Raw genomic sequence first — 22,205 nt, 5'->3', positions numbered from 1 at the left:
CACACCCTAGTGAGGCCGCCCACGCCTCACCAGGGGGCGCCCGCGCCGGGGCCGTGGGCGCGGTCACCCCGCCGGGTGAGACCGTCCACTCGGCCGCGCCTCAGGCGGGGAGCCGGCGTGCGGGACCACGTAGGGTCGGGAGGATGAGCGATCCGACACCGCCCTCGACCGAGCCCATGATCCCCGAGCAACCCGGGAACCATCCGTCCTCGGCGACCGCCCCCGACGCCGGCGTCGCCCCTGCCACCTCCGCCGCGGCCGACCGCGATCGCGTCCTGCTGCCGTGGGTGTTCTGGCCCTCCGCGGTCATCGTGCTCTCCTTCGTGGTGGCCACGCTGCTCGCCCCCGAGCAGATGACCGTGGGCATCAGCCTGGTCCAGCAGGCCATCATCACGAACTTCTCGTGGTGGTACGCCCTCGTCGCCCTGTTCTTCGTGCTGTTCTGCGGCTACCTCGCGTTCTCCCGCAAGGGCGACATCACCCTGGGCAAGCCCGATGAGAAGCCCGAGTTCTCCACGCTGTCCTGGTTCTCCCTGCTCTTCGCGGCGGGCATGGGCATCGGCCTCGTGTTCTTCGGCATGACCGAGCCGCTCATGCACTTCACCTCGCCGCGGCCCGACCTGGCGGCCGCCAACCCCACCCAGGCGGAGGCCGCCCAGTCGGCGCTGGCCACCACGTTCCTGCACTGGGGCCTGCAGCCCTGGGCGATCTACGCGGTGGTGGGCGTGGCGGTCGCGCTGGCCATCCACCGGCGTGGCCGTCCCCTCGCGCTGCGCTGGGCCTTCGAGCCGCTGATCGGCGAGCGCCGCGTGCGCGGCGGCTGGGGCCACCTGATCGACAACATCGCCCTCATCGGCACCGTCTTCGGCGTGGCCACCTCGCTGGGCCTCGGCGTCACCCAGATGTCCGCGGGCCTGCGTGCGCTGGGCATCGTGCCCGAGGACAGCCCCTGGCTCGAGTACGCCATGATCGGCGCGGTCACCTGCGTGGTGCTCTACACCGTGGTCTCCGGCGTGGAGCGCGGCATGAAGTGGCTGTCCAACACCAACCTGATCCTGGCCGCCGGCCTGCTGCTGTTCATCGCGATCGTGGGGCCCACCGCGTTCCTGTTCAAGGAGATGGTGCAGTCCCTCGGCTCCTACATGCAGTACTTCTTCGCGAACTCGCTCAACGTCTCCGCGTTCTATGGCGCCGAGGGCGACGCGTGGCAGGCCGGCTGGAGCGCGTACTACTGGGGCTGGTGGATGTCCTGGACGCCGTTCGTCGGCATCTTCATCGCCCGCATCTCGCGCGGTCGCACCGTGCGCGAGTTCATCGCCGGCGTGCTGCTGGTGCCCACCCTGGTCTGCGTGGTCTGGTTCGGCATCCTGGGCGGCACCGCGATCTTCCTCGAGACCACCCGCCCGGCCGGGTACACCTCCGTGGTGGGCGCGGACGGCGCCATCGACTCGAACACCGCGCTGTTCCAGGTGCTCGAGCAGCTGCCCGCGGGCATGATGCTCGTGGTCGGCGCCATCATCCTCTCGGGCATCTTCTTCATCACCTCCGCCGACTCGGGCTCGCTCGTGATGGGCATGCTCGCCACCGGCGGCGACGTGAACCCGAAGGCCACGGTGAAGATCTTCTTCGCCATCGCCACCTCGCTCATGGCCGCGGCACTGCTGGCCGCGGGCGGCCTGTCCGCGATCCAGGTCCTGGCCATCACCATCGGCCTGCCGTTCTCCGTGCTGATGCTGCTGATCTGCCTGGCCACGTTCCGCTCGCTCGGCTACTCCGTGGCGCGGGTGGAGGCGGTGCGCCGCCAGGCCATGCTGGCCTCCATCAAGGACCGCCTGGGCCTCGAGTCCGACGACGACGAGGTGGTCGACGCCGGCCCCGTGGCGGCCTCGCAGTGGTGGGCCTCGCTCAGCCGGGACCACCAGCAGCGGATCGCCGATGCGGCCGCCGGCGTCCCGGCCTCAGAGGGGCCCCGCCGCCCCCGGCTGCGCCGCCACGAGCACTGACGTCCGGCCTCCCGGGCGACCTCCCGGCCCCGACGAGAACGGCCCCTGTCCCGCGCGGGACAGGGGCCGTCGTCGTCGTGGGGGTCAGTCCTCGTGGGACTGGCGGGTGCGGACCACCGGCAGGGTGCCGGTGCGGTCGTGGGCCGCGGCCGACGTGCGGGTGCCCGTGACGAACCAGGCGAGGGTCAGGACCGCGACCCACACGAGACCGATGATGAGCGCCTGGCGCGAATCCGGGATGGTGGCCATGGTGATCACCACGGTGGCCACGAACGCCAGGCCCAGGTAGGTGCCGACGCCGCCCAGCGGCATGGGGAAGGGGGACGGCTCCGCGCCCTGCTCCGCGACGCGCCTGCGCATGGCGCGGTGGGACAGGAAGATCATGGCCCAGGTCAGCACCACGGCGAACGAGGCGACGCCGGCCACCAGGCTGAAGGCGTTCGGGTCCACGGTGATCAGCACCGCGCCGAGCACCATCACGCCCAGCATCACGGCCACGGACAGCCACGGCACGCCGCCGCGGTTGGTGTGGGTGAAGGCCCGGGGTGCCTGGCCGTCGTGGGCCATCGCGTAGAGCAGGCGACCGGACGCGTAGATGCAGGCGTTGATCGCGGAGACGGCGGCGGTGAGCACCACGAAGTTCAGCAGGTGCGGGGCGAAGGGGACGCCGAGGCCCTCGAAGATCTGCACGAACGGGCTGGCCTTGCCGTCCACCTGGTTCCAGGGGACGAGGGCCATGATGACCGCCATCGTCAGCACGTAGAACAACAGGATGCGGATCGGCACCGTGTTGATGGCCTTGGGCAGCACCTTCTCCGGGTTCTTGGCCTCGCCCGCGGCCACGCCGAGGGTCTCGATGCCGCCGAAGGAGAACGTCACGATGGTGAGCGCGGTCAGCACGCCCAGGATGCCGTGCGGCAGGAATCCGCCGTGGTCCACGAGGTTCGCCAGGCTGGCCTGGGTGCCGTCCGCGGTGGAGGCGCCGGTGAAGAGCAGGATCACACCGCCGAAGATCATCGCCACGATGGCCCCGACCTTCACGAGCGTCAGCCAGAACTCGGCCTCACCGAAGTTGCCGACGTGCGTGAAGTTGATCAGGCCGACCACGAGGATCGTGGCCGCGACCCAGGCCCAGGCCGGGACCCCCGGGAACCAGAACGCCATGTACGTGGTGATGGCGGCGGTGTCCGCGACGATCACGACGGCCAGCTCGAAGACGAAGGTCCAGCCGGTCACGTAGCCGGCGAAGGGGCCGAGATAACGGGAGGCGTAGGCGGCGAAGGACCCGGAGACGGGCTCCCGGAGCGTCATCTCGCCGAGGGCGCGCATCACGAGGAACACGGCGGCGCCCGCGACGAGGAAGGACAGGATCACGCCCGGCCCGGCGGCCTGGATGCCGCCGGCCGAGCCGTAGAAGAGGCCGGTGCCCACCGCCGTGCCCAGGGCGATGAACATGATGTGCCGCTGGCTCAGGCCGCGGTGCAGCTGCCCGCGGTCCGCGGTGGCCGCGCCGGTCTCGGCGACGCGGGAGCCGGAGGGGGAGGTGCTCACGTGAAGTCTCCGCTCGAAGGGGGGGGGGTGGATCAGGACACGCCATGGTGACTCGTGATACAGCGTTCATGCCACTTTGTCCGGTGTGATGCAAGTCATCGTGGACGTTACGTCGCGTTCGTCCGGCCAGGCCGGATGATGTGACCTCGCCCACCGCGGATTCCCCGCGGAAGGTCCGTGGCGCCCCGGCGGGTCCCGGGGCGCGCCGGGCTCAGTCCATGAGCAGCCACGCGGCGGCGTCGTGCGCGAGCCGCCCGTCCTGCACGGCCTCCGCCTCCTCGAGGGAGAACAGGGCCCGGGAATGGTTCGCGGGCAGGTCGACGGGCTCGGTCGACAGGTTCGCCATCACGAGCACGGTGCGCGCCGGGATCGGCTCGCCCGAGCCCAGGTGCCGGCCACCGCCCGAGGTGACCGTGAACGCCAGCACGCCGCGTGTGGGGTCGTGGTGCTCGGACCACGCGAACGTGCCCGTGCCCAGGTCGAGCTCGCCGCGGATCTGCAGCAGACGCCGGTACAGCTCGAACACGGAGCCCTCGACGCCGACCTGCCGGTCCGCCGCCAGCGCTCGGAAGGACGCGGGCTGGGGCAGCCACGGCGCGGCGACGCCCTCGGCGGCGGACGCGGGGCCGTCGTCGTCCGCGGGGGTCGAGAAGCCGTAGGACGGCTCGTCGGCGGCCCACGGCAGAGGGATGCGGCAGCCGTCGCGGCCGGGCTCCTTGCCGTCCGTGCGGAAGAAGTACGGGTCCTGGCGGTGCTCGGCGGCGAGGGTGGTGTGCTCGGGCAGGCCCAGCTCGTCGCCCTGGTAGATGTACGCGGAGCCGGGCAGGCCCAGCTCCACCATCGCGGCGGCGCGGGCCCGACGGCGACCGACCGCCTCGTCTGGCTGCTCGTCCTCGGCCGTGATGCCGGCGGGGTAGGAGCTCGGGTCGGCGAGGCCGTAGCGGGAGGCGTGGCGCACCGTGTCGTGGTTCGAGAGCACCCAGGTGTTCGGGGCGCCGACCCGGCCGGCCTGCTCGAAGGACCGGTCGATCGCGTGGGTCAGCGAGGCGGCGTCCCAGCCGGCCATGAGGTAGGTGAAGTTGAAGGTCTGGTGCATCTCGCCGGGGCGGACGTACCGGAACATCCGCGAGAGCGGGGCCACCCACGCCTCGGCCACCATCATCGGCTCGTGGTCGTAGGAGTCCAGGACCCGCCGCCAGTCCCGGTAGACCTCGTGGACGCGGTCCTGGTCCATGAACGGGGTGAGCGGCTCGAAGGTGTCCGGGTCGAACGTGGGGTCGGCGTCCTCGCCCGCGTCCGTGACCATGCCCATGCGGGAGTGCTCGGCGTCCGGGTAGCCGGGCTGCTTGATGAGCCCGTGGGCCACGTCCACCCGGAAGCCGTCCACGCCGCGGTCCAGCCAGAACCGCAGGATGGAGCGGAACTCCTCACGCACCTCCTCGTTCTCCCAGTTCAGGTCCGGCTGCGTGGTGTCGAACAGGTGCAGGTACCACTGGCCCGGGGTGCCGTCCGCCTCGGTCACGCGGGTCCAGGCCCCGCCGCCGAACGTGGACTCCCAGTTGTTGGGGGGCAGCTCGCCGTGCTCGCCGCGGCCCTCGGCGAAGTGGTAGCGGGCGCGCTCGGGGGAGCCGGGGCCGGCGGCCAGGGCGGCCTGGAACCACGCGTGCTCGGACGAGGTGTGGTTCGGCACGAGGTCCACGACCACGCGGATGCCGGCCTCGTGCGCGGCGGCGATCATCTCGTCCGCGTCCGCGAGCGTGCCGAACCGCGGGTCCACGGCGCGGTAGTCCGCGACGTCGTAGCCGGCGTCGTGCTGCGGGGAGAGGTAGAAGGGCGAGAGCCAGATCGCGTCCACGCCGAGCTGGGCCAGGTAGTCGAGGCGCGAGGTGACGCCGCGCAGGTCGCCCATGCCGTCCCCGTCCGCGTCCGCGAAGGAGCGCGGGTACACCTGGTAGATCACGGCGTCCACCCACCACGGCGTGACGGGCCGGTTCCGGGCTTCCGAGGGCGGGGTGCTCAGGCGCTGCGTGGTCATGGGATCCACCCTAGGCCCGACGCCGGGGCGCGCGCCCCGCGTGGGCGGCGTCGGCGGCGTGGTGTGCGTCTCGAGCACCCGGGTCGGCCCCACCCCGGTGCGCCGGCGGCCGGCTCAGGTCAGCCTGGCCAGCATCCCGACGGCGGCCCAGCGCCGGTTCAGTCGTTCCTGTGCGACGCCGGCGGTCGCCTCGTCGCCCTCCTCGAGCGCGTCGATGAGCGTCCACAGGTCGAAGACGGAGTCGTCCGGCCACACGTGCCGCGTGAGGCCGCCGTAGTCCAGCTCGATCCACGAGTCGGGGTGGAACGCGCCGAGCCACTCCACCATCACCGTGAGCTCGCCGATCAGCTCCGCATCCGGGGCGTGCCGCGCGAGCACCGCCGCCGCGTGCCCGGCCCGCTCCCGGGCGGCCACGATCGGGGCGCGCCGGTACGCCGTGCGCTCGCCGTCCACGAGGCGCTTCACCGGCTCCTCGGGGTCGAACACCGTGAGCCAGCCGTGCGGCACACCCCACGTGGCCGTGCGCGTCTGCACGCGGTGGTGCTCCGGCGCGCCGCCCTCGTCCTGCGGGTCCTGGCCCGCCGCGTCCGGGTCGGGGGAGAGGCCCCACTCGTCCTCGAGCGCCACGAGCGCGCGGCCGCGGTTCATGGCGCGCGCCGCCGGCGGGATGGCGGCCTCGTGCAGCCGCGGCAGCATCGTCTCCTCGAGCATGGCCGCGGCCATCTCGGCGCGCAGGCCCCGCTCGTCCGGGCAGTAGAAGGCGGAGCGGTGCTCGTCCTGGAGGACCCGCACCAGGTCGTCCTCACCGGGTTCCGGGAACGGGTCGGCCACGGGCCGGGCCAGGCGACGCCGGGCCCGTTCGGCCGCCTCGGCCTCGACCTCGGCACGGGTGCGGTGGCCGCCGGCGATCAGCCGCGCCTGGACCGCGTCCGGGAACGTGGCCAGCGGCTGGAAGACGCGCAGGTGCGCGGTGCCGCGCGCGACACCCGGGGGCGGGCCGCCGTCGTCGTGGGTCATCGCGGGCTCATCCGTGGCTCAGCCCAGCTCGACGACCACGGGCGCGTGGTCCGAGGCGCCCTTGCCCTTGCGCTCCTCGCGGTCGATCCAGGCGTCCGTGACCGTCCGTGCGAGGGCGGGGGAGCACAGCTGGAAGTCGATGCGCATGCCCTTCTTCTTGGGGAAGGCCAGGCCCGTGTAGTCCCAGTACGTGTACACGCCGGGGCCGGGGTGGCGCGGGCGCACCACGTCCACCAGCCCGGCGTCCTCGAACGCGTGGAACGCCGCGCGCTCGGCCGGGGAGACGTGCGTGTAGCCCTCGCGCTGGAACAGCTCGATGTCCCACACGTCCTCGTCCTGCGGAGCGATGTTCCAGTCGCCGGTCAGGGCGAGCCGGGTGTCCGGGTCCTCGGCGAGGCGAGCGGCCGCGTGCTCCTGGAGCACGCGCAGCCACTCGAGCTTGTAGCCCATGTGCTCGTTCTCCAGGCCGCGCCCGTTGGGCACGTACAGGCTCCACAGGCGCACCGGGGCGACGCCGTCGGCCGCCTCCGCGCCCACGGTCGCCCCGATGGCGCGGGACTCCTCCTGCGGGTCCACGCCGCCCTTGCCGAAGTGCGGCTGGCCGGGGAAGCCGCGCTGCACGTCGCTCAGGCCGACGCGGGAGGCGATGGCCACGCCGTTCCACTGCGAGGTGCCGTTGTGCACCACCTCGTAGCCGGCGCGCTCGAAGAGCTCCCACGGGAAGTTCTCGTCCCGGCACTTGGTCTCCTGGATGGCCAGGACGTCGATGTCATGGCGCTCGAGGAAGGCCTCGACGCGGTCGGCGCGGGCACGGAGGGAGTTGACGTTCCAGGTGGCGATCTTCACCCGGCCAGGCTATCGAAGGGCGCGGACACCGTGGGATCGGCGCCTCAGCGCCACCAGTCGTCGTGGATCGTCACCGGCGTGGTGCGCTTGTGGCGGCTGCGGAGCCAGATGCCCTCGAGCTTCTCCGCGACCTCGGTAGGGACGTCCTTGCCCTCGAGGTAGTCGTCGATGTCCTCGTACGTCATCCCGAGTTCGGCCTCGTCCGTCTGGCCCGGCGTGCCGTCCAGCAGGTCCGCGGTGGGCACCTTGTTCCACAGGGGCTCGGGGGCGCCGAGTTCGCGGCCCAGCGCCCGCACCTGCCGCTTGTTCAGGCCAGCCAGCGGCAGGACGTCCGCGCCGCCGTCGCCGAACTTCGTGTAGAAGCCCGTGATGGCCTCCGCCGCCTGGTCCGTGCCGATCACCAGCTGCCCGTGGGCGCCGGCCACCGCGTACTGGGCCGTCATGCGGATGCGGGCCTTCACGTTGCCCTGGTTGTAGTCCGAGATCGGCTCCCCCACGGCCTCGGCGAAGGCGGCGGCCAGACCCTGCACGGCCTCCGCGATGTTCAGGGTGACGTCCTGGTCCGCGCCCACGAAGTCCATGGCGGCCCGGGCATCCGCCTCGTCGTGCTGCACCTTGTAGGGCAGGCGCACGGCGGTGAACCGGGGGTTCTCGCGGGAGGGCACGACGTCGGCGCCCACCCCCGCCTCACCCGGCGGGGTGGTGCCGGGGCCGCCCAGGGCGACGGCGTCCGGGACGCCGAGCTGGGCGCGGCGACGCTCGACGGCGAGCTGGGCCAGCCGGCCGCCCACCGTGGAGTCCACGCCGCCGGAGATGCCCAGGACGAAGCCGGACGCGCCCGTGGCCGCGAGGTAGTCGGCGAGGAAGGCCACGCGCCGTTCGACTTCGGCCGCCGGGTCGATCTCGGGGAGGACGCCCTGCTGGGCGATGATCCGCTGCTGGAGTTCACGCATGCCGGTCAGCGTAGGACCGGCCCCGCGCACGGGGACAGGGGCGGTCGGCGACGACGGCTCACGCGTCCGGGTGCCCCAGGTTGCGGGCGATGCGGCGCAGGACGCGGACGGCGTCGTCGATCTGGTCCCGCGGGACGTCCGCCGTCGCCTCGGCACGCAGGGCCTCGACCGCCTCACCCACGCGGGCGCCCGCGGTGCGGCCCGTGGCGGTGAGGGTGTAGAGGTCGCCCTCGACCGTCACCCAGTGGGACTCGACCAGCTCCTCGATCTGACCGGACACCGCGCCGCGCTGCTCCTCCTCGAAGCCGGCCTCGAGCTCGGCGCGGGACTGCGGGGCCACCGTGAGGGTGTTCAGCAGCTGCCACTGGACGCGGGTCAGGCCGTGCTCCTCGAGGCTCTCGGCCACGCGCGCCGCGATCAGGCCCTCGGTGAGGGTGAGCCAGTGCGCCAGGGGCAGGCCGGAGGGATGCTGGACGGGGGCGTCGTCGTGCGGGATCTCGCTCATAACCCGAGCCTAGCCAGGCCGGGACGGAATCGGCAGGGGTGGCCGGGCTCGCACTAGCATGGGCGGCATGACCGACGCGCAGACCCCCACCGTCCCCACGCCCGAGCAGGACCGCGAGCGGCTCAAGCAGCTCATCCAGGAGCTGGCCGTGGTGCACGGCCGGGTGACCCTGTCCTCCGGCAAGGAGGCGGACTACTACGTGGACCTGCGTCGTGTCACCCTGCACCACGAGGCCGCCCCACTGATCGGCCGCGTGATGCTGCGCCTGCTCGAGGAGAACGGGATCGAGTTCGACGCGGTGGGCGGCCTGACCATGGGCGCCGACCCCGTGGCCACCGCGATGATGCATCAGGCCGGCACCGTGGGCCGCGCGCTCGACGCGTTCGTGGTGCGCAAGGCGCAGAAGTCGTACGGCATGGGCCGGCAGGTGGAGGGCCCGGGCGTGGACGGGCGCCGCGTCGTCGTGCTGGAGGACACCTCGACGACGGGCGGCTCCGCGCTCACCGCCGTCGAGGGCGTGCGCAACGCGGGCGGCGACGTCCAGGCCGTGGCCGTGATCGTGGACCGTGCGACCGGCGCCGCCGAGCGCGTGGCCGAGGAGGCGGGGGTGCCGTACCTGTACGCGTTCGGCAAGGACGAGCTCGGCCTCGACTGAGCCTCGGCCGGCCCCGCGCCGCCCGCCTAGAGCCAGTCCGCGCGCTTGAACAGCACGAAGAGGGTGAGGGCCACCGCCAGCATGAGTCCCAGGGCGAACGGATAGCCGAACGCCCAGTGCAGCTCGGGCATGCCGTCGAAGTTCATGCCGTAGACCGAGCCCACCAGCTGCGGCGCGAAGATGATCGCCGCCCAGGACGAGATCTGCTTGACCTGCTCGTTCTGGGCGATCGACTGCTCGGCCAGCCGCTTCGACGCCAGCGTCGAGTCCAGCTCGAGGGCGTTGTTGAGCATCTGGCGCATGGTCATCACGCGCTCGTTGATCTGGACGGCGTGGTCGTGGACGTCGCGCAGGCGGCGCAGGTTCTCCACCTCGAGGCGCGCCTGATCGCTGAGCTCCTCGTCCTCCCAGGCGTGGGCGTCGTCGCGCCGGGGCAGGCCGTCGGCGTCGAGGCGGCGGGTGTCCTCATGCAGGCGGGTGCGCACCTCCTCCTGGAGCTGCTCCACGATGGACGGCAGCGCGCGGATGGCGTGCTGGAAGTTCAGCACCTCGCGGGAGAGCTCGTAGATGCGCCGGGAGACGTGCCCGTCGCCGGCGAAGACCTGGTCCTCGATCTCCGCGATGTCCTGTTCGAGGCCGTCGGCCACCGGGAAGTAGTCGTCCACGACCCGGTCCAGGATCTCCAGGGTGACCTGCCACGGCCCCATCGCGAGGCGCTCGCGGCCCTCCGTCTCCAGGGACCGTCGCACGGCGGCCAGGTCCGGCTCCTCCGCGTGACGCACCGTCACCACGTAGTGCTCACCGGTGAAGACGCTCAGCTCGCCGAACTCCACGGTCTCGGTGCGGTCGACGTAGCGGGCCGGGTGCAGGACCATGAACGAGTCCTCGCCGTAGCGGTCCAGCTTGGCGCGCTCGCCTCCGGCGAGGGCGTCCTCGACGGCGAGCGGGTGCAGGCGCAGCTCCTCCGCGACCGCTTGGAGCTCGGCCACGTCCGGGCGGTACAGGCCCAGCCAGGCCATGCCGCCGGTGCGCTCACACTCCTCCCAGGTGTCCTCGAGGGTGGAGGGGGCGTGGACGCGCCGCCCGTCCACGTACACGGCGTTGTCGATCATGCTCACCCGGACATTCTCCCCGACGGCGGCCCCCGGCGGATTCCAGGATGCGCGCGCTACGGTGGCGCCATGAAGACTCCGCGTCATGCCCCGCCCGTCGTCCGCGACGGCAAGACCCTGCTCCCCGCCCACGCCGTCTCCACGGCCCCGGTCACCGCATTCGGTCTGATCGGCGGCTACCTGACCGCCCGTGAGACCGGCATCCGGCCGCTCGGCGGTGTCGTGCTGGCCGCCGCCGGCCTGTATGCCGGCCGGACGTGGTTGGCCACGCGGGGGCCGGCCGTCACCGGGGGCCTGGCCGCCCTGTACCTCGGCGGCTTCGGCGCCTCCCACCCGCTGGCCAAGAAGATCGGTGCGTGGCCGGCGGTGCTCTCCGTGGCCGCGGTGTCCGCCGGGGCCGCCTGGGCCGCCGTCGACCGGTCCGAGGCCGGCCGCTGAACGAGCCCGCGCCGGCCGAGGACGGCGCCGCGCCCCGCGAGGTCGGCGTCGGGCCGTGGCTCGGCCCGTGGCCGGAGGACCCGCGCTACGACCCGGAGCTGCTCGCGCACGGCGACCGCCGCAACGTGCTCGACCACTACCGCTACTGGAGCCTCGAGGCGATCGTCGCGGACCTCGACGCGCGGCGCCACCCGTTCCACGTGGCCATCGAGAACTGGCAGCACGACCTGAACATCGGCACCGTCGTGCGCACCGCCAACGCGTTCAACGCCGCCGGGGTGCACATCATCGGGCGGCGCCGCTGGAACCGGCGCGGCGCCATGGTCACCGACCGCTACCTGCACGTGCGCCACCACGAGACGGTGGCGGCGTTCACCGCGTGGGCGGCGGGGGAGGGGCTGCCCGTGCTCGGCGTGGACCTGTTCCCCGAGTCGGTGCCGATGGAGACCTTCGACTTCCCGCGTGCCTGCGTGCTCGTCTTCGGGCAGGAGGGGCCGGGGCTCTCGGCGGAGGTGCGGGCGGCGTCGAGCGCGGTGTTGTCCATCGCGCAGTACGGCTCCACCCGTTCGATCAACGCGGGCGTGGCCGCCGGCATCGCGATGCACGCGTGGATCCGGCAGCACGCGGCCGTCCCCTGAGTCCGGCGCGAGCCAGACGATTCCGTGCTGAAAGGAGACTCTGGGCCGCAGATTCGTCTGGCTCGCCGCGCAGAACGGCGCAGGGTGGCGCAGGACCGCGCCGACGACGTGCGGCGTGACGGCGTCAGCCCGCGAAGGGGCGGGCCGGCAGGCCCGTCACCCCCGGGCGGACGGCGAACACGGCCCCGGCCAGCGGGTCCTCGCCGCGCTCCAGGTTCTCCCAGGAGGTGGTGATGTAGAGGGTGCCGAGGTCGTCGCCGCCGAAGGTGCACGCCGTGGTCTTCTGCACGGGCACCTCGACCACCTCGTCGAGCGTCCCCTCGGGCGTGTACCGGTGGATCTGCCCGTGGCTGATCACGGCCACCCAGATCCCGCCCTCGGCGTCCACGGTGAGTCCGTCCGGCTTGCCCTCCCCGTCGAGCACGTCCACGAGCACGCGGCGGTTCGTCAGGCCCTCCTCGCGGGAGTAGTCGAACACGGCCACCTGCCGTGTGGGGGTGTCGTTGTAGTAGGCCCGCGTGCCGTCGGGGCTCCACTCCAGGCCGTTGGACGTCGTCGCGCCGGTCAGCACGACGTCCACCTCGCCGGCGCCGCCGTCGGGTCCGGGGGCGAGCCGGTAGAGGTTCGCGGCGCCGGGGGTCTTGGCGTACGCCATGGTGCCGCAGTGGAACCGGCCGTCTGGGTCACAGCCGCCCTCGTTCATCCGGATCCCGGCGTCCGCGCCCCACAGCTCGGGCAGCGTCGTCAGCTCGCCCTCGGGCGAGATCAGGGCGAAGCCCCGCTCCACCGCGACGACGGCGCCACCCCCCGCACGCGGGCGCAGCGCGGCGGCCACGTCCCCGACGTGCGTGCGGTCCACCGTGCCGTCGGCGCGCAGGGACAGGACGTCCCCGGCGAGCATGTCCACCCAGCGCAGGCCGCCGCCGGCGGTCACGCCCTCGGCGGCGCTGCCCCACGAGGCGGCCCAGACGGGGCCCTCGCCGTGGTAGGTGATGGGATCGGTGACCTGCTCGGCGCGCATGACTGCTCCTTCGGTGGGCGGGACGGTCCTGGCCCCGACGCTAGCCGAGGCTCAGAACCACCCGCACGAGTCGGCGGTCCAGCGGTCGGCGAGGGTCGCGTCCAGGAACGCCCCCATCCGCGGCAGCGAGGCCACGTGGCCGCCCACGTGGGTCGGGGTGAGGAGCGGGTCAAAACGCACCCGTGCCCCTTCCGCGCACCAGCGGCGGCCCAGGTCGCGGCCGGTGCGGTACGGGATGACGTCGTCCGTGACGGAGTGCGCGATCATCACCGGCACGTCCGGACGGCGGCCCGGTGCGCCGATCCGCTGCTCGGCGAGGATCCCGGCCAGCTCGGCGTCGGAGCGGACGAGCTCAGGGAAGTCCTGCCCCGTGTGGGTCAGCGTGGCGGAGTCGAGGTGCGCGTAGGCGAGGCTGCCTGCCACGCAGGTCTCGGCCGCGCCGGCGAGGGCCGTCAGGCCGGTCTCGTTGAGGTGCGTGGCCGGGTCCACGTCGTACGCGGCGAGCTGCCCGGCCATCGCGTAGAGCAGGAAGGCCGCGTACAGGCCGCCGTCGATCCGGTCCGCGACCTGCACGAGGTCGGCCGGCGGGGCGCCCACGTAGGCGCCCTTGAGGTCCAGCTCCGGGGCGTAGTCGGACGCGAGCTCGGCGGCGGCCGCGGCCGCCCCGCCGCCCTGCGAGTAGCCCGCGAGCGCGACCGGCGCGGTCGAGGTGACGCCCGACCCCGAGACCTGGGCGGCCGCGCGCACCGCGTCGAGGACGGCGTGCGCCTGGGCCTCCCGGACCATGTAGGTGTGCGTGCCCGGGGTGCCCAGGCCCTCGTAGTCGGTGACCACCGCGGCGTGGCCGCGGCTCAGCAGGGACGTGATCCCGACGCCTTCGTACTGCGCGCCGGTCGAGAGGGTGCGCGAGGGGGCGCAGCGGTCCGCCGCGCCCTGGGTGCCCACCGCGTAGCCGATCACGGGGCGCTCGCCGCCGCCCGTCCAGGGGGCGGTGGGGGTCAGCACGGTGCCGGTCACGGCGACGGGTCGGCCCTGGGCGTCCTGCGAGGCGTACATGATGCGCGTGGCGTGCGCGGGCACCTGCACCAGCCGCACGGGATCCAGATAGAAGGCGGCGGGCTCGCTGCGGATCAGGGCGCCGGGGGTCGCGGGCACGACGGCGGGCGGCAGGTAGAAGGGGTCGTCGACCGAGGCGGCCGCCAGGGCGTCCCGGGCCGCGTTCCAGCGGGCGTCCTCGGCCGTCGTGGCCGGCTGCGAGAGGTCCGCGACGGCGGAGCTCACCTCCGGCGCGTCCGGGGCCGGGGCGGACTCCTGGGCCAGGGCAGCGTGCGGCGCGCCGAACCCGGCGACGACGGCCACGGCGGCGGCCAGGGCGAGGGGGCGGGAGGGGCGGCGTGCGGGGGCCATGGCGGTCTCCGGTCTCTCGGATGTGAATGTGACGCAGCTCACCCTAGGCCAGCGACGGGCCCGTGCCCAGGCCGGCGTCGCCGTCGGGCCCGGGGCCCTGGGGCGGGTCCGGCCGCGCGGATAGGATGAGCCCGAGGGCGGCGCGCCCGCCGCGCTCCCCCGCCTGCCCGAGTCGACGACGCCTAGGAGCTGCAGCATGCCCATCGCATCCCCGGAGAAGTACGCCGAGATGATCGACGCCGCCAAGAACGGCGCCTTCGCCTACCCGGCGATCAACGTCACCAGCTCCCAGACCCTGAACGCCGCCATCCGCGGCTTCGCCGAGGCCGGCTCGGACGGCATCATCCAGGTCTCCACCGGCGGCGCCGCCTACTTCTCCGGCTCCTCCGTGAAGGACATGGTCGCCGGCTCGCTGGCCTTCGCGGCGTTCGCGCGCGAGGTCGCCAAGAAGTACTCCGTGAACATCGCCCTGCACACGGACCACTGCCCCCAGGACAAGCTCGAGGGCTTCGTCCTGCCCCTGCTGGACGCCTCCGAGGCCGAGGTGAAGGCCGGGCGCGACCCGATCTTCAACTCCCACATGTGGGACGGCTCCGCCGAGACCCTCGAGGAGAACCTGCGGATCGGCCGCGAGCTGCTCGCCCGCACCCACGCCAACAAGCAGATCCTCGAGGTGGAGATCGGCGTCGTGGGCGGCGAGGAGGACGGCGTGGCCCACGAGATCAACGAGAAGCTCTACACCACCGTGGCGGACGGCATCGCCACGGTGGAGGCCCTCGGCCTCGGCGAGCACGGTCGCTACCTCACCGCGCTGACCTTCGGCAACGTGCACGGCGTCTACAAGCCGGGCAACGTGAAGCTGCGCCCGGAGATCCTGCAGGAGATCCAGCAGGCCGTGGGCGAGAAGTTCGGCAAGGAGCGCCCGTTCGACCTCGTGTTCCACGGCGGCTCCGGCTCCGCCGCCCAGGAGATCGCCGACTCGGTGGAGTACGGCGTCGTGAAGATGAACGTGGACACGGACACCCAGTACGCGTTCACCCGCCCGGTGGCCGGGCACATGTTCGAGAACTACGACGGCGTCCTGAAGGTCGACGGCGAGGTCGGCGACAAGAAGCAGTACGACCCCCGCGTGTGGGGCGCCAAGGCCGAGGAGGCCATGGCCGCCCGCGTGGTCCAGGCCTGCACCGAGCTGAACTCGGCCGGCAAGAGCATCGGCTGACCCCGCCGTCCGCCGCGCCGGCCCGCACCCTCGCGTGAGGGTGCGGGCCGGCGTCGTCCTCAGCCCTCCCGCTCCTCCTGGGCCTGGAGGAACTCGAAGACCTCACGCTCGTCCACACCGGGGAAGGTCTGCGTGGGCATGGCCGCCAGCAGATGCGCGTGCATGCGGGCCGCGGGCCACACGTGCCCGCCCCACGCGGCCTCGAGCTCGGGGTCGGGGCGGCGGCAGCAGCGCGGATCGGGGCACGTGGAGGTGACCCGGTGGCGGGTGTCCGCGCCGCGGAAGTACCGGGCATGCTCGAACGGGGTGCCCACGGAGAGGGCGAACAGCCCGTCGGGGCCGTTCTCGATCATCGAGGTGCACCAGAACGTCCCGTTGGGCGAGTCCGTGTACTGCGTGTGGGCGCGGAACCGGTCGTTGCGGGAGAAGGCCTGCCGTGCGCCCCACTTCCGGCACGCCTGCTGGCCCTCGATCGCACCGGTGTGGTCGGCGGGGAACACGATCCCGTCGTTCTCGTAGGCCTTGTGGATCACCCCGGTCTCGTGGACCTTCTGGAAGTGGCAGCGGATGCCCAGGTCCACGGTGGCCAGGTTGGTGAACCGGTGCGCGGCGGCCTCGTAGGAGACGCCGAACGCGTCCTTCAGGTCGTCCACGGACAGGTCCCGGCGCTTCTGGGCGGCCCGCAGCAGCGACGACGCCGCCCGCTGCGGCATGAGCAGCGCGCCCGCCAGGTAGTTCACCGCCACACGCTGGGCGAGGAAGTCCTCGTAGTCCCGCGGCTCGCCGTGGCCCAGGACGGCGGCGGCGAGGGCCTGGAGCACCACGGTGCGGCGGTCGTGGTCCGAGGAGCGGGAGCCGCTGATGTGGATGCGCCCGTGCTTGAGGTCCGTGACGGAGCGCGTGGAGTGCGGCAGGTCCGGGACGAAGCGCAGGGTGAAGCCGAGGTGCTCGGCCAGCTCCGAGACCGCGTGCAGGCCCAGCGGCCCGCCCGTGTGGCCGATCGCGTCGAGCAGCCGATGCGCCTCGGCCTCGAGGTCGGGGTAGTGATTGTCCACCGCGCGCATCCGGGCGCGCAGCTGGGCGTTGGCGCGGCGCGCCTCCTCGGGGGTGGCGGCCTGCTCCTCCAGGCGACGGCGCAGCTCGGCCTCCAGCCCCGCGATCACCTCGAGGACCTCGGTGGGGGTGCGGGGCCCGATGCGCAGCGGCGGCAGGCCGAGGGAGGCGTAGTGCTCCGAGCGCGCGAACCGTTCGACCTCGATCTCCAGTTCGGCCCGCCGGGTGGGGGCCCGGCCGGTGAGCAGGTCCTCGACCGGCACGCCCAGGACCTCCGCGATCCGCTGGACCAGCGAGAGCCGCGGCTCGCGGCGGGCGTTCTCCACGAGGGACAGGTGGGAGCCGCTCACTCCCGTGCGCTCCGCGAGCTGGTCCAGGGTGAGGCCGGCCTGCTTGCGCAGGTGCCGGACGCGGCGGCCCAGCGCGACGGTGTCCACGGTCGCGCTGTCCTCGGGAAGCGGGCGGGTCATCATGCGCGGAACTGTAGACGGAACCGGGGAGGAGATCACGTGTGACGGAAAGAAAGTCACATTCTTGACAAGCGGGGGGCCGTTGCCGTGATCCATGCCACATGGGGGCGCAAGGACTGTCACGTTCTGACCCAGTGGCAGGAACGGCCGGAGTTTCCACCGATTTTGTGCTCCAGAGGGCCTTGCCCGGGGCCAAGGTGGATGTCAACGGCAGCGACGGACACGTCGCACCGAACCCTTCACGAACCGGACCGATCCTCAGGAGGACGTCATGACCACCCAGCCCCACCACTCCACTCCCGCCTCCGCCGAACAGCTCCAGCACGACTGGGACAACAACCCCCGCTGGGCCGGCGTCGAGCGCAGCTTCACCGCCGAGGACGTCGTCCGTCTCCGCGGCCGCATCCAGGAGGAGCACACGCTGGCCCGCCGCGGCGCCGAGAAGCTGTGGACCCAGCTGAAGGACGAGAACGCCCGCGGTGAGTTCACCAACGCCCTCGGCGCCCTCACCGGCAACCAGGCCGTCCAGCAGGTCAAGGCCGGGCTGCGCGCCATCTACCTCTCCGGCTGGCAGGTCGCCGCGGACGCCAACCTCTCTGGCCACACGTACCCGGACCAGTCCCTGTACCCGGCCAACTCCGTGCCGCAGGTGGTGCGCCGCATCAACAACGCCCTGCTGCGCGCGGACCAGATCGAGCACGCCGAGGGCGTCAGCAGCGTCGAGGACTGGCTCGTGCCGATCGTGGCCGACGCCGAGGCCGGCTTCGGCGGCCCGCTCAACGCCTACGAGCTCATGAAGTCGATGATCACCGCCGGCGCCTCCGGTGTGCACTGGGAGGACCAGCTGGCCTCCGAGAAGAAGTGCGGCCACCTCGGCGGCAAGGTGCTCATCCCCACCGGCCAGCACATCCGCACGCTCAACGCCGCCCGCCTGGCCGCCGACGTCGCCGACGTGCCCAGCGTGATCATCGCCCGCACCGATGCCGAGGCGGCCACCCTGATCACCTCGGACGTGGACGAGCGCGACGCCGAGTTCATCACCGGTGAGCGCACCGCGGAGGGCTTCTACAAGGTCCGCAACGGCGTCGAGCCCTGCATCGCCCGCGCCAAGGCCTACGCCCCCCACGCGGACCTGATCTGGATGGAGACCGGCACGCCGGACCTCGAGCTGGCCCGGAAGTTCGCCGAGGCCGTCAAGGCCGAGTTCCCGGACCAGATGCTGGCCTACAACTGCTCGCCGTCCTTCAACTGGAAGAAGAACCTCGACGACGACACCATCGCCAAGTTCCAGCGCGAGCTGGGCGCCATGGGCTACACCTTCCAGTTCATCACGCTGGCCGGCTTCCACGCCCTGAACCACTCGATGTTCGACCTGGCCAAGGGATACAACGAGCGCCAGATGTCCGCGTACGTCGAGCTGCAGGAGCGCGAGTTCGCCGACGAGGCCCGCGGCTACACCGCGACCAAGCACCAGCGCGAGGTCGGCACCGGCTACTTCGACGCCGTGTCCACCGCCATCAACCCGGACAGCTCCACGGTGGCCCTGGCGGGCTCCACGGAGTCCGGCCAGTTCCACTGATCCGCTCAGCCGAGACCGCGAGGAGGCAGTCCCATGAGCCCGCAGACCACGACCCCCACCCTGCACGAGATCCATGCCGACGACGTTCGGGAGCACACGCCCCTGCCGCATGACGTGAGCACCCAGGCCATCCCCGTCGTCATCCCCGAGGGCGCCGCCCCCGTGGTGACCGTCCACGGGCCGGTCGACGGGCGGCAGGCCGAGATCCTCACGGACGAGGCGCTGGCGTTCCTCGGCCGCCTGCACCGGCTGGCCGAGGACCGCCGCCGGCGGCTGCTCGAGGAGCGGGAGTACACCCGGCGCCGCATCACCGACGGCTGGAACCCGCACTACCTGCGGTCCACCCGCCGGGTCCGCGAGGACGACTCCTGGCGTGTGGCGCCGCTGGCCCCCGGCCTGCAGGACCGCCGCGTGGAGATCACCGGCCCCGTGGATCGGAAGATGACGATCAACGCCCTCAACTCGGGCGCCTCGGGCTGGCTCGCCGACTTCGAGGACTCCTCGACGCCGTCCTGGGACCGGATGCTGGACGGGCAGGTCAACCTGTTCGACGCGATCCGCGACCAGATCGACTTCACCTCCCCCGAGGGCAAGGAGTACCGGCTGCGCGAGCGCGAGCTCACGGACCGGCCGACCATCATCGTCCGCCCGCGCGGCTGGCACCTCCTCGAGGACCACATCCGCGTGGACGGCGAGCCGATGGCCGGCGCCCTCGTGGACTTCGGCCTGTACTTCTTCCACAACGCCGACGAGCTGATCCGCCGCGGCCACGGCCCGTACTTCTACCTGCCCAAGCTCGAGTCCCATCTCGAGGCGCGGCTGTGGAACTGCGTGTTCGTGGCGGCGCAGGACGAGCTGGGCATCCCCCAGGGCACCATCCGGGCCACCGTGCTGATCGAGACGATCACCGCGGCGTTCCAGATGGAGGAGATCCTGTACCAGCTGCGCAACCACGCCGCGGGCCTCAACGCCGGCCGCTGGGACTACATCTTCTCCATCATCAAGAACTTCCGGGACCGCGGGGCCGAGTTCGTCCTCCCGGACCGCTCGGAGGTGACCATGACCCAGCCGATGATGCGGGCCTACACGGAGCAGCTGGTCCGGGCCTGCCACCGGCGCGGCGCCTCGGCGATCGGCGGCATGTCTGCCGTGATCCCGGACCGCCGGAACGAGGAGGCCAACGCCGCCGCGCTGGAGAAGGTGCGCGCGGACAAGGCCCGCGAGGCCGGCGACGGCTTCGACGGCTCGTGGGTGGCGCACCCGGACCTCGTGCCGGTCGCCCGGGAGGAGTTCGACGCCGTGCTCGGCGAGGCCCCGAACCAGATCCGCACCCGCCGCCGCGAGGACGTGGTGCCGGACGAGGCCGCCCTGCTCGACGTCGCCGCGACCACGGGCTCGGTGACCGAGGCCGGCGTGCGGATGAACATCGAGGTCGGGATCCGCTACATCGAGTCCTGGCTGCGGGGGAACGGCGCCGCCGCGATCCACGGACTCATGGAGGACGCCGCCACGGCGGAGATCTCCCGGTCCCAGATCTGGCAGTGGGCACACAACGGCACCGGTGTGCAGCTGACCGAGGGCGGCGTGCGGACCGCCAACCGCGGCTGGATGGAGCAGCTGATCCGCGAGGAGCACGCTCGGATCCTCGCCGGCCCGCTGCCCGAGGGCCACCGGTTCGAGGACGCGGTGCGCGTGTTCTGCGAGTCGGCCCTGCCGCCGGAGTACCCGGCGTTCCTCACCCTGGGCGCGTACCGCCGGCACTTCGCCGGTCAGGACGACGCCGCGGCGAAGGCCTGATCCGCCGGGCCCCACGACGACGGCCGGTCACCTCACGAGGTGACCGGCCGTCGTCGTGCCGGGTGTCAGTCCCCGGACGTGGAGGGGGACGGGGAGGCCGAAGTCGACTTCGTCGGTGACGGGCTGGCCGACGCCGAGGCGGACGCCTCCGCGGCCCGCTGGGATTCGGCGGCCTCCCGCGCGGCGCCCTGGAACGGCCGCGGCGGCTGGCCGGGGGCCACGGGGCCGGGGGCGCCCTCGGGGCGGTCGATCGTGGACTGGTTGTTCAGCAGCTCGTCGGGCACGCGGCCGGTGGGGATCTCCCGGGCCTGGGCCAGGGTCTCCTCGTCCATCTGCGCGTTCAGGAAGAACGGCGAGCTGAGCTTGATGACCTCCTGGAAGTCCCCGGCGTCCTTCAGCACGGTGTCCGCGAGGTGGTCGCGGGTCTCGGTGACGAGGGTGGTGCTCTGCGCGACCGGCGAGTTCTTCACCTGGGTGAGGCCGCCGTTGGCGTCGCCGAAGCCCTCCATGGAGCCCATGGTCACGGAGACCATCTCGCTGCCGTCCTCGGAGCAGGCCCACGCGGTGCGCTGGGGCAGCAGGGGGGCGCCGTCCTGGCCGCCGACCATGCCGGGGCGCAGCAGGGCGAGCAGCCCCTTGCCGGTCTTCGGGTCGAACGTGTACTCGTCCGCCACGGCGGCGGGCTCCTCCTGGCACCACTCCAGGCGGGAGCCGTCGAGGTTGTGCTGGTAGTGGACCTGCGCCAGGGGCATGCCGGGGCTGTACTCGAAGTAGCCGTTGTAGACGCAGGTGAGGAACTCGTGGGTCTCGTCCTGCGAGGCGAACAGCTGCACGATCTCGATGTTCGAGCTGTCCGGGATGTGCGTGGCGACGGCGTCCAGGGTGCGCTGGTCCAGGACGTCGCGCGTGCAGTCCATCACGGAGACGGTGTCGTTGCGGACCGCGGCCGTGTTCTTCCAGGCCTCGGTGGCGGCGCCGTCCTTGATGCCCGGGCCGACGGTCTCGAACGCCTGACGCGGCTCGGCGCGCGGGGTGCCCTCGGCGGACTCCGACGCGAGGGCCTCACGGACGCGGGACGCCGCGGCGGACGCGGGGTCGGTGGGGCTCTCCGTGGCCGAGCCGGCCGCGGCCGAGGCCGCCGATCCGCTGGGCGCCGCGGCGGTCGACGAGGCGGGATCACCGGACTGGCCGGCCGAGCCGCAGCCGGCCAGGGCGAGGGCGAGGGCGGCGACGCCGACGGCCAGCGGGGCACGGCGGCGGGCGGGCGCGGGGTGGGTCATGGAGGCTCCTTCGACGGCATCGGCGGCCCGGCCCCGGGAGCGTGGGGCTGCGGACGGACGCTGCGCCTACGGTACCGGACCGTCCTGGACGCGGGGACGGCGATCCGTCCGGCGTCCGGCGCCGTCGATAGACTCGGCCGCGACCGCATCGTCCGCGAGGAGAAGAGGCATCCCATGTCCGAGTCCCTGATCGGCAAGAACCTGATGGAGCCGCCGGCCACGCGCCTGCCGGAGGAGCCGGAGGTGCTGGCCCGGCTCGAGGCAGGTGACCTGCCCGAGGACATCGTGCCGGTGGCGCCCGAGTCCTCCCTGGTGTGGGCGCTCATGGCGGAGGACGCGTGGGCCGAGGGCCGGACCGTGGACTCCTATGCGTACGCCCGCGTCGGCTACCACCGGGGCCTGGACGCGCTGCGCCGGGCGGGGTGGCGCGGCGCCGGCCCGGTGCCGTACGCCCACGAGCCCAACCGCGGCTTCCTGCGCGCCCTGTACGCGCTGGGCCGCGCGGCCGCCGGGATCGGGGAGTCCGACGAGGTCGAGCGCATCCGCACCTTCCTGCGGGACTCGGACCCCACGGCGGCGGACCAGATCGAGGCCGACCAGGGCCGCGCCGGGGACTGAGCGGAGCC

Annotated in this window: 19 protein-coding genes; 8 read left to right on the top strand and 11 right to left on the bottom strand. The window is 72.9% G+C overall.

All coding sequences use genetic code 11. From position 1 onward, the window contains the following. Positions 1-143 precede the first annotated feature (143 nt). Entirely contained in the window at positions 144-2,003 is a 1,860-nt protein-coding gene (locus HDA34_RS06170) for a BCCT family transporter (RefSeq protein WP_036383525.1), read from the top strand. Between the two features lie 84 nt (positions 2,004-2,087). Here the strand turns inward: HDA34_RS06170 and HDA34_RS06165 are convergent, their stop codons facing one another. The 6 genes from HDA34_RS06165 to HDA34_RS06140 form a co-directional block, all read right to left on the bottom strand. Then, positions 2,088-3,554 (bottom strand): amino acid permease, encoded by a 1,467-nt coding sequence (locus tag HDA34_RS06165; protein ID WP_036383523.1) that lies wholly within the window; start codon positions 3,552-3,554, stop codon positions 2,088-2,090. A gap of 211 nt (positions 3,555-3,765) precedes the next feature. Continuing rightward, a complete protein-coding gene (locus HDA34_RS06160) occupies positions 3,766-5,589 on the bottom strand; it encodes a glycoside hydrolase family 13 protein (protein ID WP_036383521.1) in 1,824 nt (607 codons plus the stop codon). Between the two features lie 114 nt (positions 5,590-5,703). Next, positions 5,704-6,606: a DUF8083 family protein gene (locus HDA34_RS06155; protein WP_036383519.1), complete on the bottom strand. Its 903-nt coding sequence runs from the start codon at positions 6,604-6,606 to the stop codon at positions 5,704-5,706. Positions 6,607-6,624: 18 nt separating this feature from the next. Beyond that, positions 6,625-7,452, bottom strand: coding sequence for an exodeoxyribonuclease III (locus HDA34_RS06150; protein ID WP_036316782.1), 828 nt, complete (start codon positions 7,450-7,452; stop codon positions 6,625-6,627). A 44-nt stretch (positions 7,453-7,496) separates the two neighbouring features. Beyond that, entirely contained in the window at positions 7,497-8,405 is a 909-nt protein-coding gene (gene nadE / locus HDA34_RS06145) for an NAD(+) synthase (protein WP_036316784.1), read from the bottom strand. Positions 8,406-8,463: 58 nt separating this feature from the next. Next, positions 8,464-8,910: a MarR family winged helix-turn-helix transcriptional regulator gene (locus HDA34_RS06140; RefSeq protein ID WP_036316787.1), complete on the bottom strand. Its 447-nt coding sequence runs from the start codon at positions 8,908-8,910 to the stop codon at positions 8,464-8,466. A 58-nt stretch (positions 8,911-8,968) separates the two neighbouring features. On the opposite strand from HDA34_RS06140, the gene pyrE reads away from it, so the two are divergent. Beyond that, positions 8,969-9,565, top strand: a complete 597-nt coding sequence (gene pyrE / locus HDA34_RS06135) for an orotate phosphoribosyltransferase (protein ID WP_036316789.1) — start codon at positions 8,969-8,971, stop codon at positions 9,563-9,565. Between the two features lie 26 nt (positions 9,566-9,591). Here pyrE and HDA34_RS06130 read toward each other — a convergent pair whose 3' ends face one another. Then, a complete protein-coding gene (locus tag HDA34_RS06130) occupies positions 9,592-10,677 on the bottom strand; it encodes a magnesium and cobalt transport protein CorA (RefSeq protein WP_036316798.1) in 1,086 nt (361 codons plus the stop codon). Positions 10,678-10,746: 69 nt separating this feature from the next. Between HDA34_RS06130 and HDA34_RS06125 the strand changes: the two genes are divergently transcribed. Further along, positions 10,747-11,115 carry a hypothetical protein gene (locus HDA34_RS06125; RefSeq protein WP_036316791.1) on the top strand — a complete coding sequence of 123 codons (369 nt, stop codon included), beginning with the start codon at positions 10,747-10,749 and terminating at the stop codon, positions 11,113-11,115. Continuing rightward, positions 11,112-11,753 carry a TrmH family RNA methyltransferase gene (locus HDA34_RS06120; protein WP_166795203.1) on the top strand — a complete coding sequence of 214 codons (642 nt, stop codon included), beginning with the start codon at positions 11,112-11,114 and terminating at the stop codon, positions 11,751-11,753. The genes HDA34_RS06125 and HDA34_RS06120 overlap by 4 nt, the downstream gene beginning before the upstream one ends. Before the next feature lie 124 nt (positions 11,754-11,877). Here HDA34_RS06120 and HDA34_RS06115 read toward each other — a convergent pair whose 3' ends face one another. Then, complete coding sequence (locus tag HDA34_RS06115; RefSeq protein ID WP_134377016.1) at positions 11,878-12,774, bottom strand: SMP-30/gluconolactonase/LRE family protein; 897 nt, start codon at positions 12,772-12,774, stop codon at positions 11,878-11,880. A 51-nt stretch (positions 12,775-12,825) separates the two neighbouring features. Then, entirely contained in the window at positions 12,826-14,181 is a 1,356-nt protein-coding gene (locus tag HDA34_RS06110; RefSeq protein WP_134377015.1) for a lipase family protein, read from the bottom strand. Between the two features lie 196 nt (positions 14,182-14,377). Between HDA34_RS06110 and fbaA the strand changes: the two genes are divergently transcribed. Further along, the gene (gene fbaA / locus HDA34_RS06105; RefSeq protein ID WP_041103616.1) at positions 14,378-15,400 is read left to right on the top strand and encodes a class II fructose-bisphosphate aldolase; all 1,023 of its coding nucleotides are present in this window, start codon (positions 14,378-14,380) and stop codon (positions 15,398-15,400) included. A gap of 59 nt (positions 15,401-15,459) precedes the next feature. Here the strand turns inward: fbaA and HDA34_RS06100 are convergent, their stop codons facing one another. Further along, positions 15,460-16,926: a type II toxin-antitoxin system RelB family anti-toxin gene (locus HDA34_RS06100; protein ID WP_044658650.1), complete on the bottom strand. Its 1,467-nt coding sequence runs from the start codon at positions 16,924-16,926 to the stop codon at positions 15,460-15,462. Positions 16,927-17,194: 268 nt separating this feature from the next. On the opposite strand from HDA34_RS06100, the gene aceA reads away from it, so the two are divergent. After that, positions 17,195-18,502, top strand: coding sequence for an isocitrate lyase (gene aceA, locus HDA34_RS06095; RefSeq protein ID WP_012750705.1), 1,308 nt, complete (start codon positions 17,195-17,197; stop codon positions 18,500-18,502). Between the two features lie 33 nt (positions 18,503-18,535). Next, positions 18,536-20,299, top strand: a complete 1,764-nt coding sequence (gene aceB / locus HDA34_RS06090; protein ID WP_080772563.1) for a malate synthase A — start codon at positions 18,536-18,538, stop codon at positions 20,297-20,299. 65 nt (positions 20,300-20,364) lie between these two features. Here aceB and HDA34_RS06085 read toward each other — a convergent pair whose 3' ends face one another. Beyond that, positions 20,365-21,579 carry a hypothetical protein gene (locus HDA34_RS06085; RefSeq protein ID WP_041104407.1) on the bottom strand — a complete coding sequence of 405 codons (1,215 nt, stop codon included), beginning with the start codon at positions 21,577-21,579 and terminating at the stop codon, positions 20,365-20,367. Between the two features lie 174 nt (positions 21,580-21,753). On the opposite strand from HDA34_RS06085, the gene HDA34_RS06080 reads away from it, so the two are divergent. After that, positions 21,754-22,197 carry a DUF3151 domain-containing protein gene (locus HDA34_RS06080; protein ID WP_095353588.1) on the top strand — a complete coding sequence of 148 codons (444 nt, stop codon included), beginning with the start codon at positions 21,754-21,756 and terminating at the stop codon, positions 22,195-22,197. The last annotated feature ends 8 nt before the right edge of the window (positions 22,198-22,205 follow it).

Origin of the sequence: Micrococcus luteus (assembly GCF_014138885.1) — a bacterium.
Lineage (GTDB): Bacteria > Actinomycetota > Actinomycetes > Actinomycetales > Micrococcaceae > Micrococcus > Micrococcus luteus.
The sequence above is the reverse complement of the archived record's forward strand: the minus strand, read 5'-3'. Positions and strand labels throughout refer to the sequence as shown.